This window comes from Bradyrhizobium sp. WBOS07, assembly GCF_024585165.1.
Taxonomy (GTDB): domain Bacteria; phylum Pseudomonadota; class Alphaproteobacteria; order Rhizobiales; family Xanthobacteraceae; genus Bradyrhizobium; species Bradyrhizobium japonicum_B.
In genome coordinates this window covers 6,545,567-6,561,373 of the sequence record NZ_CP029008.1, presented here as the reverse complement: position 1 = coordinate 6,561,373, position 15,807 = coordinate 6,545,567, and the positions used below count along the sequence as shown (strand labels likewise).

At 64.0% G+C, this 15,807-nt stretch carries 17 protein-coding genes; 4 read left to right on the top strand and 13 right to left on the bottom strand.

Features of this window, described 5'->3' with window-relative positions; all coding sequences use genetic code 11:
- Positions 1 to 39: 39 nt before the first annotated feature.
- The 5 genes from DCM79_RS31000 to DCM79_RS30980 form a co-directional block, all read right to left on the bottom strand.
- The gene (locus DCM79_RS31000) at positions 40 to 537 is read right to left on the bottom strand and encodes a hypothetical protein (RefSeq protein WP_257177814.1); all 498 of its coding nucleotides are present in this window, start codon (positions 535 to 537) and stop codon (positions 40 to 42) included.
- A gap of 417 nt (positions 538 to 954) precedes the next feature.
- A complete protein-coding gene (locus DCM79_RS30995; protein ID WP_257177813.1) occupies positions 955 to 1,377 on the bottom strand; it encodes a hypothetical protein in 423 nt (140 codons plus the stop codon).
- Positions 1,378 to 1,389: 12 nt separating this feature from the next.
- Complete coding sequence (locus tag DCM79_RS30990; RefSeq protein ID WP_257177812.1) at positions 1,390 to 1,611, bottom strand: hypothetical protein; 222 nt, start codon at positions 1,609 to 1,611, stop codon at positions 1,390 to 1,392.
- Positions 1,612 to 1,721: 110 nt separating this feature from the next.
- Complete coding sequence (locus DCM79_RS30985) at positions 1,722 to 2,540, bottom strand: lytic transglycosylase domain-containing protein (RefSeq protein ID WP_257177811.1); 819 nt, start codon at positions 2,538 to 2,540, stop codon at positions 1,722 to 1,724.
- A 35-nt stretch (positions 2,541 to 2,575) separates the two neighbouring features.
- Positions 2,576 to 4,429, bottom strand: coding sequence for an NAD(P)/FAD-dependent oxidoreductase (locus DCM79_RS30980; RefSeq protein WP_257177810.1), 1,854 nt, complete (start codon positions 4,427 to 4,429; stop codon positions 2,576 to 2,578).
- Between the two features lie 177 nt (positions 4,430 to 4,606).
- On the opposite strand from DCM79_RS30980, the gene DCM79_RS30975 reads away from it, so the two are divergent.
- Both DCM79_RS30975 and DCM79_RS30970 read left to right on the top strand, forming a co-directional pair.
- Positions 4,607 to 6,232 (top strand): long-chain fatty acid--CoA ligase, encoded by a 1,626-nt coding sequence (locus tag DCM79_RS30975; protein WP_257177809.1) that lies wholly within the window; start codon positions 4,607 to 4,609, stop codon positions 6,230 to 6,232.
- A gap of 31 nt (positions 6,233 to 6,263) precedes the next feature.
- Positions 6,264 to 7,475 carry an acyl-CoA dehydrogenase family protein gene (locus DCM79_RS30970; RefSeq protein WP_028135727.1) on the top strand — a complete coding sequence of 404 codons (1,212 nt, stop codon included), beginning with the start codon at positions 6,264 to 6,266 and terminating at the stop codon, positions 7,473 to 7,475.
- 21 nt (positions 7,476 to 7,496) lie between these two features.
- On the opposite strand, the gene DCM79_RS30965 is transcribed toward DCM79_RS30970, so the two are convergent.
- Positions 7,497 to 8,405, bottom strand: a complete 909-nt coding sequence (locus DCM79_RS30965) for an amino acid ABC transporter substrate-binding protein (RefSeq protein WP_257177808.1) — start codon at positions 8,403 to 8,405, stop codon at positions 7,497 to 7,499.
- A 132-nt stretch (positions 8,406 to 8,537) separates the two neighbouring features.
- The gene (locus tag DCM79_RS30960; protein WP_257177807.1) at positions 8,538 to 8,957 is read right to left on the bottom strand and encodes a nuclear transport factor 2 family protein; all 420 of its coding nucleotides are present in this window, start codon (positions 8,955 to 8,957) and stop codon (positions 8,538 to 8,540) included.
- 144 nt (positions 8,958 to 9,101) lie between these two features.
- Between DCM79_RS30960 and DCM79_RS30955 the strand changes: the two genes are divergently transcribed.
- Positions 9,102 to 10,343 (top strand): amidohydrolase family protein, encoded by a 1,242-nt coding sequence (locus tag DCM79_RS30955; RefSeq protein WP_257177806.1) that lies wholly within the window; start codon positions 9,102 to 9,104, stop codon positions 10,341 to 10,343.
- Between the two features lie 204 nt (positions 10,344 to 10,547).
- On the top strand, positions 10,548 to 10,868 hold the full coding sequence (locus DCM79_RS30950) for a hypothetical protein (protein ID WP_257177805.1): 321 nt from the start codon (positions 10,548 to 10,550) through the stop codon (positions 10,866 to 10,868).
- 16 nt (positions 10,869 to 10,884) lie between these two features.
- Here DCM79_RS30950 and DCM79_RS30945 read toward each other — a convergent pair whose 3' ends face one another.
- From DCM79_RS30945 to DCM79_RS30920, 6 genes are read right to left on the bottom strand one after another with little or no spacing between them, the layout of a single operon-like run.
- Positions 10,885 to 11,799: an NAD(P)-dependent oxidoreductase gene (locus tag DCM79_RS30945; protein WP_257177804.1), complete on the bottom strand. Its 915-nt coding sequence runs from the start codon at positions 11,797 to 11,799 to the stop codon at positions 10,885 to 10,887.
- On the bottom strand, positions 11,799 to 12,668 hold the full coding sequence (locus DCM79_RS30940; RefSeq protein ID WP_257177803.1) for a hypothetical protein: 870 nt from the start codon (positions 12,666 to 12,668) through the stop codon (positions 11,799 to 11,801). The genes DCM79_RS30945 and DCM79_RS30940 overlap by 1 nt, the downstream gene beginning before the upstream one ends.
- A 24-nt stretch (positions 12,669 to 12,692) precedes the next feature.
- A complete protein-coding gene (locus tag DCM79_RS30935; RefSeq protein WP_257177802.1) occupies positions 12,693 to 13,376 on the bottom strand; it encodes a 4-carboxy-4-hydroxy-2-oxoadipate aldolase/oxaloacetate decarboxylase in 684 nt (227 codons plus the stop codon).
- Positions 13,373 to 14,086 (bottom strand): PIG-L deacetylase family protein, encoded by a 714-nt coding sequence (locus DCM79_RS30930; RefSeq protein ID WP_257177801.1) that lies wholly within the window; start codon positions 14,084 to 14,086, stop codon positions 13,373 to 13,375. Before DCM79_RS30930 ends, DCM79_RS30935 begins: the two co-directional genes overlap by 4 nt.
- The gene (locus DCM79_RS30925; protein WP_257177800.1) at positions 14,083 to 15,015 is read right to left on the bottom strand and encodes an amidohydrolase; all 933 of its coding nucleotides are present in this window, start codon (positions 15,013 to 15,015) and stop codon (positions 14,083 to 14,085) included. The genes DCM79_RS30930 and DCM79_RS30925 overlap by 4 nt, the downstream gene beginning before the upstream one ends.
- 31 nt (positions 15,016 to 15,046) lie before the next feature.
- The gene (locus tag DCM79_RS30920) at positions 15,047 to 15,754 is read right to left on the bottom strand and encodes a TetR/AcrR family transcriptional regulator (RefSeq protein WP_257180903.1); all 708 of its coding nucleotides are present in this window, start codon (positions 15,752 to 15,754) and stop codon (positions 15,047 to 15,049) included.
- Positions 15,755 to 15,807 lie beyond the last annotated feature (53 nt).

Genomic DNA, 15,807 nt, shown 5'->3' with positions numbered 1-15,807 from the left:
CCGCCGCGGCAGCCCCCGGCGGGACCAAGTTCGCATCGCTTATTTCCGATTCTCCTCGCAGAACTTCAGCGCGGCCAGCGCTTCGCCGGCGCGCGGTATCTGCATCTCGATGCTGTCGTCGTCATCGTCTTCGAAGTCGAGCGTGAGGCGTTTGGCCTTCGACAGGCGGTCCATCATCGACTGGTCGTACTCGAAGATGCCGCGCACGGTGGTCCTGTCCATGACCTCCCACTTCGCCTTCTTCATGATGTCCGCATCATCGGTGCCGACATCGGCCCGAAGGATCTCGCCGACCGTCTCCCATTCCCAGCCGTCGTAGATCATCACGATCACGATCGTCTTCTCGGAATAGGTGATCACGATGACGTAGTCGCGGTTCTCGTCGTCCTTGTCCTTGTAGCCCCGGCTTGCATTGCAATGGGTGTCTTGCGTCCGCTTCTCGATGGTCCAGTCACCGACCTTGGATTTTTGCGCCAGCGCCGGCCCTGCCCCGAGGACGCTCGCGGCCAGCAAAGCGGCGCAAATGAATCGTGTCATGTCAGCCTCCAGCGCATTCCCCGGGCCGAGATGACCACCTCCGTGGGCGAGCCGCAAGGGTCCGCGCCAGCCTTCCTCCTTATCCGGCTCCGGCATTTGGGGCGGCCGCAGCGCACAAACCCGCCCGTCGGGTTCCCCGCGAAACCGCATTCCTGACGGGACGAAACATCCCTGAAACAGATCGCCAGTTAAGTGGTTGTCAAAACAAGTACAGGGACGGCCACCATGCAATTCCTTCTCGACCTGATCTACGAATATTCCTGCTGTCAGAACCTCGTCGCCCAGCCGCTACGGGAGGACGAGTTATGATCGAGCTGATCTCCGCCCTTCTGGCCCTTTGCAGCGTTGGCGTTTTCGCAGCGCATGCGCTGGATGCCTACCGCACCACGCATTCCTGATCGGTTCGCTTCTCCGGCACTAGAATGGTCGCCGGTAGAAATGCTCTGAATGCGTTGCCGGTGGAAAGCGGTTGGCGAGCGCCAACGTGCCCAGCTCGTCCGTTTCGAGCCCGATCTTCTGCGCCAGCATCACATCGCCCGGGACGAGAAAGCCTGACGGGACGAAGCACCAGCCCATCGTCGCATGCCCGGCCTCGTCGATCTCGTGAACATTGGCGGCCGTGCCGTAGTGGATGCGGTATGTCTTGCCGGTGTCACAGCCGACGACATCGAAATAGCGGCGCTCTTCGAACTGTGCACGCTGCGCCGGCGACAGCCATTCGGCCAGAAGCCGGCGGCCACGAGCATCCGGCGTGTTCTCGCCGAAGAACCGCCGATAGAGTTCACGCAGCGCATGCAAACGCGCACGCGCCGGCGCGCGGAGCCAAACTGCCGCGATCATGTGCAGCTCAGATCAACCGCCGACCAGACGGGGATAGAACAGCGTTTCCTGCGCGGCCGGGTCGAACGATTTGATGCGGGTGACCTCGCCAGGTCCGGTTCGCAGGGCGGCGGTGAAGCCGGCCCCGGTCAGCTCCCGAAAGCGCCGTTCGGCTCGCGCCAGCGCTTCGGCATTGCCAGGATCAAACTCGTGGCGTGTATCGCCCGTCTGGTCCATCACGATCTGGGTTGCCATGTTGAGTCTCCTCATGCCCAGCCCTGAATCTGATCAAAGCAAACGTCGTGCCGTCGGTTCCTGATGGCAACAATTTTCTCGCGCCGACGCATCACGCCTTGCTGAACTGGTCAGCGCGAGGCGGCCGCCGCTCCGCCTTCGTCGATTTGCCGGCCCATCAAGGCGATCGCCTTTTGATAAACGCCGGCCGCATTCCACGCCTCGATCGCGGCGAAATTCGGCTCGCCGGGCTGGTACCCGGCTCCCGCGCGCCAGCCATGAGCCTTCAGGAAATTCGCCGTCGAGTTCAGCGCGTTGGCGGCCACCTCGAGGTTGCCGGTGCCATAGGCCAGGATGCTCTTGGGCATGAACTGGGTCTGGCCCACCTCCCCGTGCATGGAGCCGCGGGTCGTCCCCGACAGCGTGCCGCGGTCGATCAGCTTCAGCGCGGCGTAGAGCTGGTCGGTGAAGAATTCGGGACGGCGGCAATCATAGGCAAGGGTCGCGATAGACGACAGCATGTTCTGGTTGCCGCGCTGGCTGCCGAAACCGGTCTCCATGCCCCATATCGCGATCAAGGGTCCGGGCGGGACGCCATAGCGCTGCTGGATCGAGGCGAACAAGGCGGCCTGCGACTGCTTGAGCTGCCGCCCCTTGGCGACGATGGTGGTGGCGCCGCGCTTGGCGAGGAACTGGTCGAGCGTCAGTGAAAAGCTGCGCTGGCCGCGGTCGGCCGCGATGGTGGCGCTGGCGTAATTGGTCTGCATCAGGGCCGAGAGCGCGGTCTGACCGATGCCCTTGCCTTGCGCCTCCGCGCTGAACTCGCGCTTCCAGGCCTCGAACCCGCCGGGCCCGTTGCCGCAAGTGGCCGCCTCGACGGCGGGCGCCAGGCAACCAAACAGCGCCATCGCGCCAAAAACCGCCCCCGCAACAGCCCTGCCCCTGATCATACCTGGCGTCTCCCGTCCTGTACCGATCGGCAATCTTACCCCGTCAAAGGCGCCGACTCCATGGCGCGATCATAGGTCAATTCCAGACCCGCCAGATTGCCTTCCTTCCGCCATTTGTCGAGCAGCCGCAGGAACGCCACCGGTCCGCGCCAATATTGGCTGTTTCTTGCCGCGATCGGATCGAACACGCCTTCATTGTTGTAGTAGCCGGGCGTGCATTCGGCGAGATAGGTCTGCCGGCCGATCGCGGCTTTAACGACCTCGTCGACCCAGGCATTCTCGGCGGCGACCGTCGGCTCCAGCGTTCGGGCGCCGCGCTTGCGCGCCTGGTCGATGACATAGGCGATGTGCTGCGATTGCTCGTCGATGATGTGCGGGAAGTTGGCGCTCTGGCCGGCCTGCACGGTGACGATCAGGAAGCAATTCGGGAAGCCGCGGCTATAGAAGCCATGCATCGTCTTGACGCCGTCCTGCCAGCGTTCGGACAGGCTCATGCCGCCGCGGCCATAGACTTCAAAGCCCATGCGCCGGGCGTAATCGGTGCCGACCTCGAAGCCGCTGGCGTAGATCAGGCAGTCGAGCTCATAGGCATTGCCGCCGGCCACGACGGCATTCCCGGTGATGCGATCGACACCCTGTCCTTTGGTGTCGACGAGATGAACGTTGGGACGATTGAAAGTGTCGAGATATTCGTCGTGAAAGCATGGCCGCTTGCAGAACGCCTTGTACCAGGGCTTGAGCGCCTCCGCCGTCGCCTTGTCCTTGACGACCGCGTCGACCCGGGCGCGGATCTCCTCCATCTTGCGGTAGTCGGCCTGCTCGATGACCTTCAGCGCCTCCTCCATCGAGGAGACCGGTTGCGGCTGCCGGCGCGGCGCGAGCAAGATCTCGCCGAGCAGGCCGGTCCAGCCGTCCTGCACCAGATCCCGCTCGAACGGCTCGCCTGAGATCACGGCAGTGAAATTGTCCATGCGCTCGCGCTGCCAGCCCGCCTTCAGGCTCTCTGCCCAGCCCGGATCCGTCGGACGGTCGTCGCGCACGCCGATCGCTGACGGCGTGCGCTGAAACACATAGAGCTCCTTCGCCGAACGGCCGAGATGCGGCACGCATTGCACCGCGGTGGCGCCGGTGCCGATGATGCCGACGCGCTTGTCGGCCAGTCCGGTCAGACCGCCATCAGCGGTGCCGCCGGTGTAGCCGTAGTCCCAGCGGCTGGTGTGGAAGCTGTGGCCCTTGAAGCTCTCGATGCCGGGAATGCCCGGCAACTTCGGGCGGCTGAGCGGGCCTCCGGCGAGAATGACGAAACGTGCGCGGATCTGATCGCCCCGATCGGTCTCGACCAGCCAACGCGCCTCCTCCTCTCGCCACACCATGCGGCAGATGACGGTCTGAAACAGCGCGCGCTCGTAGAGACCGAAATGACGGCCGATGCGGCGGGAGTGCTCGTAGATCTCCGGCGCCCGGGCGTATTTGCGCACCGGCATGTAGCCGGTCTCTTCCAGGAGCGGCAGGTAGATGTAGCTCTCGGTATCGCAGGCAGCTCCAGGATAACGATTCCAGTACCAGGTGCCGCCGAAATCGGCAGCCTTTTCCACGATGCGGAAATCATCGATGCCGGCCTCGCGCAAGCGCGCGCTACAGAGCAGCCCGCCGAAGCCGCCGCCGACGACAACAACCTCGGTCTCTTCAGTGACAGGTGCGCGCGCGAAGCCTGGATCGGCCCAGGGATCGTCGAGGTAGCGACTGAAGCCGCCTGCCACCTCGACATATTGAGCCTTGCCTTCGGCACGCAAACGGCGATCGCGCTCCTCGCGATAGCGCGCACGAAGAGTCGCGATGTCCACGGTAGGCTCGCCGGCTACACCGGTCTTGTGTCTTTCCGCTGCCATGCACGTCCTCCAAGCAGAGCGCTGCTTCGCCGGCAGCTCGCCTCACGTTAGCCCCGAAAAAGTGAGGCATGCAATCGCGTCCAATGCTTTTTGCGTGAACGTCGCGAGACGTTCCGCTAACCTCGCGCGCAAATCACAAGCGTACGCCGCGCAACGACGTGGCTTCCGGAGGAGACCATGCAGGGATTGATGATGGACATGCCGCTTCTGATCAGCGGCCTGATCCAGTATGCGGCCGACTATCACGGCGAAGCCGAGATCGTCGCGCGCGAGATCGAGGGCGACATTCATCGCTACACCTATGCGGACGCGCATCCCCGCATCAAGCGTATGGCGCTGGCGTTGAAGCGGCTCGGCATGAAGCAAGGCGACCGCGTCGGCACGCTGGCCTGGAACACCCATCGGCATTTCGAGATGTTCTACGCCGCGCCGGGCATGGGCTACGTGCTGCACACTGTCAATCCCAGGCTGTTTCCCGAGCAGCTCGTCTACATCATCAACCACGCCGAAGACCGCCTGCTGTTCATCGACCGCGCCACGCTGCCGCTGGTCGAAGCGATCGCGCCGCAGCTCAAGACGGTCGAGGCTTACGTCGTGATGTCCTCGCGCGAGCGGATGCCGGAGACGAAGCTAGAGAACGTGCATTGCTACGAGGAGCTTCTGGCGCGCGAGAACGAGGCCGGCTTCGCTTGGCCGGAGTTCGACGAGAAGTCGGCCTCGACGATCTGCTACACCTCGGGCACCACGGGCAATCCCAAGGGCGTGATCTATTCACACCGCGCCGCGATCCTGCAGACCATGACCTGCTGCAATTTCGACTTCCTGCCGGGACATGTCGAGGGCGTGCGCGAGGTGATGATGCCGATGGCGCCGCTGTTCCACGGCAATGGCTGGAACATGCCGTTCACCGCGCCCTATACCGGCTCCAAGCTGGTGCTGCCCGGCCGTAACTACGAGCCCGACAAGCTCTATGAACTGCTCGAAGGCGAGAAGGTGACGCTGTCGGCCGGCGTGCCGAGCTTCTGGCTGATCCTACTCGACTGGCTCGGGCGTACCGGCAACAGGTTCTCGACCCTGCGCGCAACGTTGTCGTCTGGCTCGGCCCCGCCGCGCGCGATGGTCGAGAAGCTGAAGCGCGACTACGGCATCGACTACATCCAGGCCTGGGGCATGACCGAGGCCCTGGGCTGCTCGATGCCGGGCCTGCGGCCGGGCTCGGAGCACCTCAGCGAGAAGGAGAAATTCGACCGCCGCCAGGTGTCCGGCCGTGCCTGCTTCGGCACCTCTCTTCGCATCGTCGATGACGCCGGAAACGAGCTGCCGCGCGATGGCAAGACCGTCGGACATCTTCGCGCCCGCGGCCCCTGGGTCGCCTCCGGCTACATGAAGCTGGAAGAAGGTCTCGACCGCGACGGCTGGCTGATCACCGGCGACATGGCGGTGATCGACCCTCAAGGCCACGTCACGCTGACCGACCGCTCCAAGGACGTGATCAAATCCGGCGGCGAATGGATCTCATCGATCCAGCTCGAGGACGTCGCACTGTCGCATCCCGATGTGCTGCAGGCCGCGGTGGTCGCGATCCACCATGAGAAATGGCAGGAGCGTCCCCTGCTCCTCGTCGTCCGCAAGAAAGGCGCGAGCGTCGACGGCAAGTCGCTGCTCGACCATATGCGTCCGAAGATCGCGAGCTGGTGGATGCCCGACGCCGTCGAATTCCTCGACGAGTTTCCGATGACGGGGACCGGCAAGGTGCTGAAGTCGGCCCTGCGCGATAGATTCAAAGAGTACCGGGTCGCGTGAGCCGCCCGCCCTTCGATCAAGGAGACCAGAGATGCTGTACCCGATGTCGCCAAAGGTCGTCGAGCTCAAGCGCAAGCTCGAGAGCTTCATGGACCGGCACATCTATCCGAACGAGGAGCGCTTCTATCGTGAGGCCGAGGAACTCGGGCCGTGGAAGGTCTATCCGGTCGTCGAGGAATTGAAGCCGCTGGCGCGCGCGGAGGGCCTCTGGAATCTGTTCCTGCCGGAATCCAGCCATGGCGCGGGTCTTTCCAATCTCGACTATGCCCCGCTCTGCGAGGTGATGGGCCGCTCGCATCTTGCGCCCGAAGTGTTCAACTGCTCGGCGCCCGACACCGGCAACATGGAGGTGCTGGAGCGCTATGGCAGCGAGAAGGACAAGGAGCGCTGGCTGAAGCCGTTGCTCGCGGGCGAGATCCGCTCCTGCTTCGCCATGACCGAGCCGGCGGTCGCCTCATCGGACGCGACCAACATCGAAAGCTCGATCGTGCGCGACGGCGACCACTACGTCATCAACGGCCGCAAATGGTACACGACCAATGCAACAGATCCCCGCTGCAAGATCTGCATCTTCATGGGCAAGACCGACCCTGACAATCCCGACCGCCACAAGCAGCAGTCCATGATTCTCGTGCCGATGGATACGCCCGGCATCGAGGTCAAGCGTCCCCTTCCCGTGTTTGGCTTCTACGGCGTGCCCGACCGCGCCTCCGAGGTCGTCTTCACCAATGTGCGGGTGCCGCGGGAAAACATGCTGCTCGGCGAGGGCCGCGGCTTCGAGATCGCGCAGGGCCGCCTCGGTCCCGGCCGCATCCACCATTGCATGCGGCTGATTGGCCTCGCCGAGCGCACGCTGGAGAAAATGTGCCGCCGCGTGCGCAGCCGGGTTGCCTTCGGCAAGCCGGTTTCCGAGCAGACGGTGACGCAGGAGCGCATCGCGGAGGCCCGCATCATGATCGAGCAGGCCCGGCTGCTGACGCTCAACGCCGCCTCTGCCATGGACACGGTCGGCAACAAGGTGGCGAAAGCCGAGATCGCGATGATCAAGGTCGCCGTGCCCAACATGGCCTGCCAGATCATCGACTGGGCGATCCAGGCCCATGGCGGCGGCGGCACCTCAAACGATTTCGGCTTGACGCACGCCTATGCGACCGCACGCTTGCTGCGTCTGGCCGATGGACCGGATGAGGTCCATCGCAACCAGATCGCGCGGCTGGAGCTGAGGAAATATTCGAACGCGTAGGAACGGCGCTCTTCCCTCGCCTCAGTTGACCACATAGACGTCGGGATCGGCGCTCGAGCTCGGCTTCTTGAAAGCGTTGCGCAAGGCGGACGACATCGGGACGTTGTAATTGAGGCCGTTCGGCGGCGTCGGCGATTGCAGCCATTTCTTGTAGAGCACCTCGATCTCCGGGCTTGCGTAGAGCTCCCCCGTTGCCCGATCGGCCAGCGCCTTGAAAGGCGCATCCTCCCGGCGCAGCATGATGCCGTAAGGCTCCGGCTTCGAGAACGCCTCCTCGCTGATCATGTAGGCTTGCGGCTCCTTGGAGCGCGCGATCGCAACCGCCAGCTGCACGTCATCGAGTGCATAGGCCTGGGCGCGGTCGGTCTCCAGCAACAGGAAAGCCTCGGCCTGGTCCTTCGCCGGCATCACGTTGAGGCCGAGATTGCGCTCGGTGTTGACCTTGGCGAGCTGCGTCAGGTTGACCGACCCGGCCACGGCCGTGACCGCCTTGCCCTTGAGATCGTCGATGGTGTTGATCTTCGCGGCCTTCTTGGCGGCGAACCGCGTCGCGCTGAGGAAATGCGTGTTGGTGAAGGCGACCTGCTTCTGGCGATCGGCGTTGTTCGTGGTCGCCGAGCAGTGCAGATCGAGCGTGCCGTTGACCATCAACGGGATCCGGTTCGACGAGGTCACGGCGAGCGTGTCGACGGCGATGTCGCGCATGCCCAGCTGCTTCTTCACGGCATCGACGATCTTGAGGCAGATGTCCATGGCGAAGCCGACCGGCTTCTGGTTGCCGTCCAGATAGCTGAACGGGACGGAGGCCTCCTGATAGCCCAGCGTGATCTTCTTGGTCTCCTTGATCTTCTGAAGCGTGCCCGAGAGGTCCTCGGCCGAGGCGGCACTCGCAAGACATGTCAGGGCCAGAATAACGGTAGGTAGACGCATCGGCTGCTCCTCAAGGGGTCTCGCGCCTCCTTGCCGGGCGCAATCGAGCGCGTTGATAGCGCAGGCGCGCACCGGCCGCCAGACGCGCTTGCGCCTATCAGCTATCCCGGCTTTCGATACGCGAGACGGCTCTTACGCTTCGATGCCGTGCCGGATCAGGATGCGCTCGGCGCTGTCGTTCCAGACATCCATCTTGATGATCTTGCCGTCGCGCACCACGAAGCGATCGACGTAACGGTTGCCCTCGAAGGGGGTCCCGTCCTTCCACTCGCCGTAGAGCGTGCCGACGCTGTAAACCACCGTTTCGCCGTCGCCGGGGCAGACGTCGAACCGGTCCATCTTCTTCTTGACCCAGCGGTAGCGCTTGGCGTTGAAGGCGGTCGGGCCGCGCGGATGATCGAACGTGTTTCCGCCGGTGAAGGTGATCACCGTGCCCGGCGCCATATAGGCTGCCGCAGCATCCGGATCCGGGATCATCGATGCCGTGAGATAGGCCTCCACGATTGCGGCGTCGGACAATGGAGCGGCTTCGGTTTTGACGGCAACGGACATCTCTGGGTCTCCCGGAATTTACGGAATAGTACCGCCACTCGCACAAGATCCATGCATATATTTTGGACATTTGCCTCGCTACACTGCCGAGAATCTGGAGCCGCCGATCCCGGCCGCTTGCTCTAAATTCCGTCCGCAAGAGCCATGATCACCCAGCCCGCCTTCGACCTGATCTTCCGTAACGCGCTGTTGCGATCGTCGGCCGCACCCGTCGATATCGGCGTGAAGGGCGGCCGCATCGCCGCGATCGAGTCACAGCTCGCCTGCGAAACGCTCGACGTCGATCTCGGCGGTCATCTGGCTTTGCCCGGCTTCGTCGATACCCATATCCACCTCGACAAGGCCTGCCTGCTCGACCGCTGCGGGCACGATCACGCCAGTCTCGGCGACGCCATTCGGGCCGTGTCGGCGATTAAACGCGACTTCACCGTCGAGGACGTCTACGCCCGCGGCGCCAAGGTGCTGGAGCGCGCGATCGTGCACGGCACGACGCGGATGCGCACGCATGTGGAGATCGATCCACGGATCGGCCTGCGGAGCTTCGAAGCGGTGAAAGCGCTGAAACGCGATTACGCCTGGGCCATCGACCTGTCGCTCTGCGTGTTTCCGCAGGAAGGCCTGACCAACGATCCCGGAGCTGAGGACCTGCTGATCCAGTCCTTGCGCGACGGCGGCGACGTGATCGGCGGCTGTCCCTATACCGATACCGATCCGAACGCGCATCTCGCGCGCATCTTCGATCTCGCGCAGGAATTTGACGTCGACGTCGACCTTCACCTGGATTTCGATCTCGATCCCTCCTGGTGCCATCTCGACGAAGTCTGCCGGCAGACCGAGCGGCGCAACTATCACGGACGGGTCGCGATCGGCCATGCGACAAAACTCTCGGCCCTGCCGCCGGATCGGATGAAGGCTGCCAGCGCGCAGCTGGCAAGAGCCGGCGTCGCCGTCACCGTGCTGCCCGCGACAGATCTCTATCTGATGGGCCGCGAGTCCACCCACAACGCGCCGCGCGGACTGACGCTCGCCCACAAGCTCGCGGGCGATGGCGTCGTATGCTCGGTTGCGACCAACAACGTGCTCAATCCCTTCACGCCGTTCGGCGATGCCTCGCTGCTACGGATGGCGAACTTCTACGCCAATGTCGCGCACGTCGCGGTGAACGATTTCGACACCTGCCTCGATCTCGTGACCGAACAGCCGGCCCGGCTGATGAACCTTGCCGATTACGGCATCAAGGTCGGAAATCTCGCCGATCTTATCGTCCTCGATACGAAAGATAGCCGCTTCGCCATCGCCGAGCTGCCTGATGTCGTGATGGGTTTCAAGCGCGGCCGGCAGACCTTTGAGCGGCAGCGGCCCACCTTGTTCCGGCCCGGAACCTGAACCCTTTCAGTTGAACACCATTGGTAGAATCGTCGGGGTCCGGAGCCGGATATAGGCCGTTCGCGCTGGTTTCACGGCCGATCTCACCCCAAATCCGAGTCCGGTAGAATCCCGGACCGTAGCTGTGCGCATTGAACAAGAGGTCATCCGGATCATACTAAGGGGGCGCTCTGAACCATCCGGGTTCAGTGGGGAAGTCTGTCTATGTTCAACGCTTTCAGTAGCCTCGATTATCGCTCCATTCGGGCCAACACACCCGCGGAAACCGCCGTCAAGCGACTGAACGGAATCGGCGAAGTCCTGTCGAGCCTCGATATCTCCACGATCCACACGCAGGACGACAGGACCCGCGCGCTCTGGACGCTCGAGACCGCCGACAAGTGCATCCGCATGATCGTCTCGGAGTTCCGCACCGCGCCCGCCAAGGAGCAGGTTGTCCGCAAGGCCAAGAGCCTGGTCGATGCGATCGAGCACGCTCGTGACGAAATCTCGAACTATCGCGACGGCCGCAGGGCGTTGAGCTGAACGCAGGCGTGCGGCCTCAGCGCTTGATCTTCGCCAAGATCCGGTCTGCCTCGATCCGCCAATCGGCGCTGCGGGCGAACTCCTTGGTGCCCTTGGCGCCGAACAACCCTTCGTCGGCGAGATCGGCCACCCAAGCCTGCCGTTCGGCGGTGCCCTGCGCGGACCATGGTGTCAGCCCCGCCTCGCGCACGGTCTCCGCGACCTCCCGCACCTCTTCGGCACGCCGGCGGCCGTGCTCGATCACGCGCTGGAAGCAATAGGCGCCCTGCTTCTCCCAGTTGATTCCGGGAAACGTCTCCGCGAGCGAGGCCAGCACCGCATCCTCGACCCCATAGGCGCGCGCGGTGGTGAAGCTCTCGATGACCATGGCCTCGAGGCCCTTGATCATGATGCTGCGGCACATCTTCACCGCGGAGGACACGCCGAGCTCGTCGCTCGCAACCTTGGCCGCAAAGCCGATCGCATTCAGAAGCGGCTCGATCTCCCTCGCGCCGGGGCCGCCGAGCAGCAGCGGCACCTTGATGCGATAGGGCGGCACCGAGGTCATCACCGCGCCCTCGACGTAGCGGCCGCCTCCACCGTCGATCAGGGCCGCGGCGCGCTGCTTGGCGCCGGGAGAGGCCGAATTGAAATCGAGGAACCAGGTACCCGGGTTGAGCGCGACGGCACAGGCCTTCGCCACCGGTACGGCCTGGCTGGCGGTGACGGCGGAGATGATGAAGTCGGATTTCGCAGCCAACTCGGCGTGCGAGGCCGCGAGCGTCACACCGAATTTTGCCGCATGCTGCTGCAGCGAGGCGCCCTGCTCGCTTCCGAGCTTGATGTCGTAGGTTGACACCTTGATATCCTGCCGGCGCAAATCCTCGGCCAGGATCCGCCCGACCTCGCCATAACCGATCAGCCCGATCTGCCAGCGCTTCGGATCCGCCATCAGTTCAATCCTCGTGTCGTCTCGTCGAACAGCTCCTCGACCGCATAGCGGCGCGGGATCAGCGACTGCTGGAAGACGTAGTCGACGATCAGCTCGAGCGGCCTCCTGTTGGCCTCGATCCCGAACGGCACGAGATCGGGTTCTGCCGCAGGCCCCATCTGTTCCTTGTTCCGCTTGAGCAGATCATAAAGGCCCGCGACCACGTCAGGGCGCGATTTCGCCAGCTTCTCAGTCACCACCACGAGATGATTGACCGGCACGACGCCGCGCCGGGCGTACCATCTGGCGGCCTCGGCGGCCGGATCAGGAAATAGAGACTTGAGCCTGGGATTGTCGGAGGTTTCGCCCAGCACGGCATCGAGCTCGCCATCGAGCAGCATGGGCAGGATCTTCTTATCCTTGGGCGCGCGCTCGGTGGTGTCGACATACTCGGCGACGTGCGGATCCTCGAAGGTGATCCAGCGGATCTTGTCGAGATTGACGCCGTAATCGTTGGCGAGGATGCCCCTAATCCAGGCACCTGTCGTCGTGGTGAACGAGCGGATGCCGACGCGCTTGCCTTCGAGATCGGACGGCCCGAGCGATCCACGTGCGGGATCGTAGAGCGCGTAGGAATGCTGGAAGCGGCCGAGCATGGTCGCCGGCAGCAGCACCAGCGGCTTGCCGTGCGCCTTCGCCATCAGATAAGTGACGATCGCCATCTCGCAGACGTCGAAGGCCTGCTCACGCACCATCGGCTTGAACGCCGTGTTGGTCGGTGTGTACTCGATGAAGTCGAGATCGAACCGGTCGGAGCGGAGCTCGCCGCTCTTGACCGCTTGCACATGGCGGTGGTTGCCGAGCACGGCCTTCAGCTTGAGACGATCCATCCGCCTGCTCCGCTTGTCTTCGCCCTAAACGTCCTCGGGATTGTCGACGTAGACGAGCCCGGCCTTCGCCAGTGCCTCGCGCATGTTGTACATGTCAAGGCCAAGCTCGCCGGAGGCAAGCCGCTTGCGCTTGCCGCCCTCGTCCGAGTTGCGCTTTCTCGCCTTGTCGGCGACCTCCGAAGCGTAGCGCTTCGACACCACCACGACGCCGTCGTCGTCAGCGACGACGATGTCGCCGGGATCGACGTTGACGCCGGCACAGACCACGGGAACGTTGACCGAGCCGAGCGTCGCCTTGACCGTGCCCTTGGCCGAGACCGCGCGCGACCAGACCGGAAATTCCATCTCGTGCAGCGCTTTGACGTCGCGGCAGCCGGCATCGATGATCAGCCCTTGCACGCCGCGCGCCTGCAGCGAGGTCGCCAGCAGCTCACCAAACATGCCGTCGGTATTGTCCGTGGTGCAGCCGACGACGAGGACGTCGCCTTTTTTGCACTGCTCGACGGCGACATGGATCATCCAATTGTCGCCGGGCTGCGCCAGCACGGTGACCGCGGGACCGGCAATCGCCGCGCCCGGCCAGACGGGCCGCAAGTATGACTTCATCAGGCCGAGGCGGCCGTAGGCCTCATGCACGGTCGAGACGCCATACTCGGCCATGCCGGCAGGGTCGGCTCGCTTGATGTTGCGAACGACGACCGGCTTCATGCCAGCTCCTCAGCAACCGTCGGGAACAGGCGCTGATAGGCCTCGCCATAGGTCATGGCCACGCCAGTGTTGCGGCTGCCCTGGATGCCGCGGTTGAGCGCGACGCGCTCGTAATAGCCCCACAGATGCTTCTGCGCGGCCAGGATCTGGAACGCTTCGTATTTCTCCTTCCAGACCTCGTCGATCTTCAGCAGCAGGTCGGGCTTGTAGTTGCACTGCTCGGGCTGATGCGGCTCGAACAGGAACACCGGCGGCGCGGCATATTTGTACTGCGCGCCGGGCTTGTGGCCCATCGCCTGCGCGACCACACGGGTCTCCTGTGCGAAATGCGCCGCGTTGGGATGATCGAAATTGTACGGATCCTCCAGCGCATGCGTCAGCACGAAGCTCGGATTGAGCTCGCGGTAGATGTCGACCATGCGGTCGAAATGCGCCTCGGTGAGCTTCAGCGGATAGTCGCCGCAGTCGAAGAACTCGATCTCGGCACCCAGCAGCTTCGCCGCGCGCTCCGCCTCGTCCTTGCGCCCCGCTTTGACCGATTCCAGCGTCGCGCCCTTCTCCTTCCAGGCGAACTGGCTCTCGCCGCGCTCGCCAAAGGACAGGCAGACGATCTTCATGCGATAGCCCTTCTTCGCATGCAGCGCGATAGCGCCGCCCGCGCGCCAGACGAAATCGCCGGGATGGGCGGTGACCACGAGACCTGTCTTCATGGGACGAACTCCCTTCTTTCGTTTGTAGGCATCATATTGATTGGCGCCCGGTCGAACCCGAACAGGCGCGCGGGATTGTCGACCAAAATCTTCTGCTGAAGCTCCGGCTCCGGCGCGAACAGCGGGATCAGATCGACGAGGTCTCCGTCGTTCGGCATCGCCTTGACGTTGGGATGCGGCCAGTCCGTGCCCCAGATGACGCGGTCGGGCGCGGTCTCGACGATCTTTCGTGCAAACGGCACCGCGTCTGTGAACGGCGGACCGGCCGAGGACACCCGCTCGGAGCCGCAGATCTTGACCCAGCATTTCTCGTCGCGCTGCATCAGCTCGATCAGGATCCTGAACGGAAGCTGGTCGAGCCCCTCGGCAGCCTTCACCCGCCCCATATGGTCGATCGTGTAACTCAGCGGCAGCCTTGCCAGCATATCGGCATAATCCGGCAGATCGATCGCGTCGAAATGCAGGTCGATGTGCCAGCCGAGCGGCGCGACCATGGCAATGACGCGGTCGAACACGCCCTTATCGGGCACGCCGCCGAGGTGGCGGACGAAATTGAAGCGGCAGCCGCGGAAGCCGCCCTCGTGCAGCACGCGAAGCCCGCGCTCGGTGATGGTGTCGTCGATATTGGCGACCGCACGATAGGCGCCGTTGCTCTCAGCGATCGCATCGAGCGCGACCGTATTGTCGGTGCCGTGCACGCTGGCATTGACGATGACCGCGCGCTCGACACCGAGCTTGGCATGTAGCACGCGAAAATCCTCCAGCGGCGCGTCCGGCGGTGTGTAGGACCGATCCGGCGCATAAGGATACTTCGCGCCGGGCCCGAAGATGTGGCAATGCGCGTCGCAAGACAGCTTCGGCAGCTTGAACTTCGGCGTGCGCGTGTTCGGATCGGGCGGCGGAATGGTCGGCGTGTACATCATCGTCATCAGGTGAGCCCGCCGAAGCGAGACCGCGGTTTCAAGTCTTGCTGACGACCGGCCGGCGCCGCGCCGGCGCGGCATGATCGAGCGGAGGCGCCTGAAACGAGGCAACCGTCGCCTGCACCAATTGCTCGATGGCAGTAGCGGCATCGCCCCCGTCGGCCTCGCCGCGCGACAGGCGCGAAACGCGGTCCGGCGTCACCAGTGAATAATAGAGCGCGCCGAGCAGAAAATGGCTGCGCCAGACGATCTCGGTGCGCGGAATGTGCGGCAGGCTTTCGTGGACCGCATCGATGAAGGCGTGGCTGGTATCGTCAAACGTCTGCGCGATGATCTTTCGCGCGACCTCGTTGCCTTCCGCCGACATCACGGCGCGGAGCCGCGTGAAGCGCGCCCCGCCGCCGGCAAGATCGCTGCCCGAGGTGAAGGCCGGCACCACATAGGCGCGCACGATCGCTTCCAGCCGGTCCTGGAGATCGCGCACGCGCCGGGCGGCCGCGAGCAGCTCCGAGCGGCGTAGGTTCATCGGCCCGCAATGGCGCCGATAAATCTCCAGCAGCAGACCGTCCTTGGTCTTGAAATGATAGGTCACGCTGCCGGGATTGGCCCCGGCCGCGTGCGCGATGTCGCGCACCGAGACGGCATTGAAGCCGTTGGTGGCGAACAGCTCCTCGGCCGCGGCGAGGATTGCCTCGCGCATATTCGGCTTGCGGGCCGTTTCCTTGCTGGTGGGCTTGCGGACCATGCGATTTGTACTATCGTACAAAAGATCAGGTCTCGTCAACAAAAACCATGTTG

What these genes read in the sequence shown, in the direction of transcription:
- DCM79_RS31000 (WP_257177814.1), bottom strand. Translation starts at nt 537, where the DNA reads ATGACACGATTCATTTGCGCCGCTTTGCTGGCCGCGAGCGTCCTCGGG.
- DCM79_RS30995 (WP_257177813.1), bottom strand. Translation starts at nt 1,377, where the DNA reads ATGATCGCGGCAGTTTGGCTCCGCGCGCCGGCGCGTGCGCGTTTGCAT.
- DCM79_RS30990 (WP_257177812.1), bottom strand. Translation starts at nt 1,611, where the DNA reads ATGGCAACCCAGATCGTGATGGACCAGACGGGCGATACACGCCACGAG.
- DCM79_RS30985 (WP_257177811.1), bottom strand. Translation starts at nt 2,540, where the DNA reads ATGATCAGGGGCAGGGCTGTTGCGGGGGCGGTTTTTGGCGCGATGGCG.
- DCM79_RS30980 (WP_257177810.1), bottom strand. Translation starts at nt 4,429, where the DNA reads ATGGCAGCGGAAAGACACAAGACCGGTGTAGCCGGCGAGCCTACCGTG.
- DCM79_RS30975 (WP_257177809.1), top strand. Translation starts at nt 4,607, where the DNA reads ATGCAGGGATTGATGATGGACATGCCGCTTCTGATCAGCGGCCTGATC.
- DCM79_RS30970 (WP_028135727.1), top strand. Translation starts at nt 6,264, where the DNA reads ATGCTGTACCCGATGTCGCCAAAGGTCGTCGAGCTCAAGCGCAAGCTC.
- DCM79_RS30965 (WP_257177808.1), bottom strand. Translation starts at nt 8,405, where the DNA reads ATGCGTCTACCTACCGTTATTCTGGCCCTGACATGTCTTGCGAGTGCC.
- DCM79_RS30960 (WP_257177807.1), bottom strand. Translation starts at nt 8,957, where the DNA reads ATGTCCGTTGCCGTCAAAACCGAAGCCGCTCCATTGTCCGACGCCGCA.
- DCM79_RS30955 (WP_257177806.1), top strand. Translation starts at nt 9,102, where the DNA reads ATGATCACCCAGCCCGCCTTCGACCTGATCTTCCGTAACGCGCTGTTG.
- DCM79_RS30950 (WP_257177805.1), top strand. Translation starts at nt 10,548, where the DNA reads ATGTTCAACGCTTTCAGTAGCCTCGATTATCGCTCCATTCGGGCCAAC.
- DCM79_RS30945 (WP_257177804.1), bottom strand. Translation starts at nt 11,799, where the DNA reads ATGGCGGATCCGAAGCGCTGGCAGATCGGGCTGATCGGTTATGGCGAG.
- DCM79_RS30940 (WP_257177803.1), bottom strand. Translation starts at nt 12,668, where the DNA reads ATGGATCGTCTCAAGCTGAAGGCCGTGCTCGGCAACCACCGCCATGTG.
- DCM79_RS30935 (WP_257177802.1), bottom strand. Translation starts at nt 13,376, where the DNA reads ATGAAGCCGGTCGTCGTTCGCAACATCAAGCGAGCCGACCCTGCCGGC.
- DCM79_RS30930 (WP_257177801.1), bottom strand. Translation starts at nt 14,086, where the DNA reads ATGAAGACAGGTCTCGTGGTCACCGCCCATCCCGGCGATTTCGTCTGG.
- DCM79_RS30925 (WP_257177800.1), bottom strand. Translation starts at nt 15,015, where the DNA reads ATGACGATGATGTACACGCCGACCATTCCGCCGCCCGATCCGAACACG.
- DCM79_RS30920 (WP_257180903.1), bottom strand. Translation starts at nt 15,754, where the DNA reads ATGGTCCGCAAGCCCACCAGCAAGGAAACGGCCCGCAAGCCGAATATG.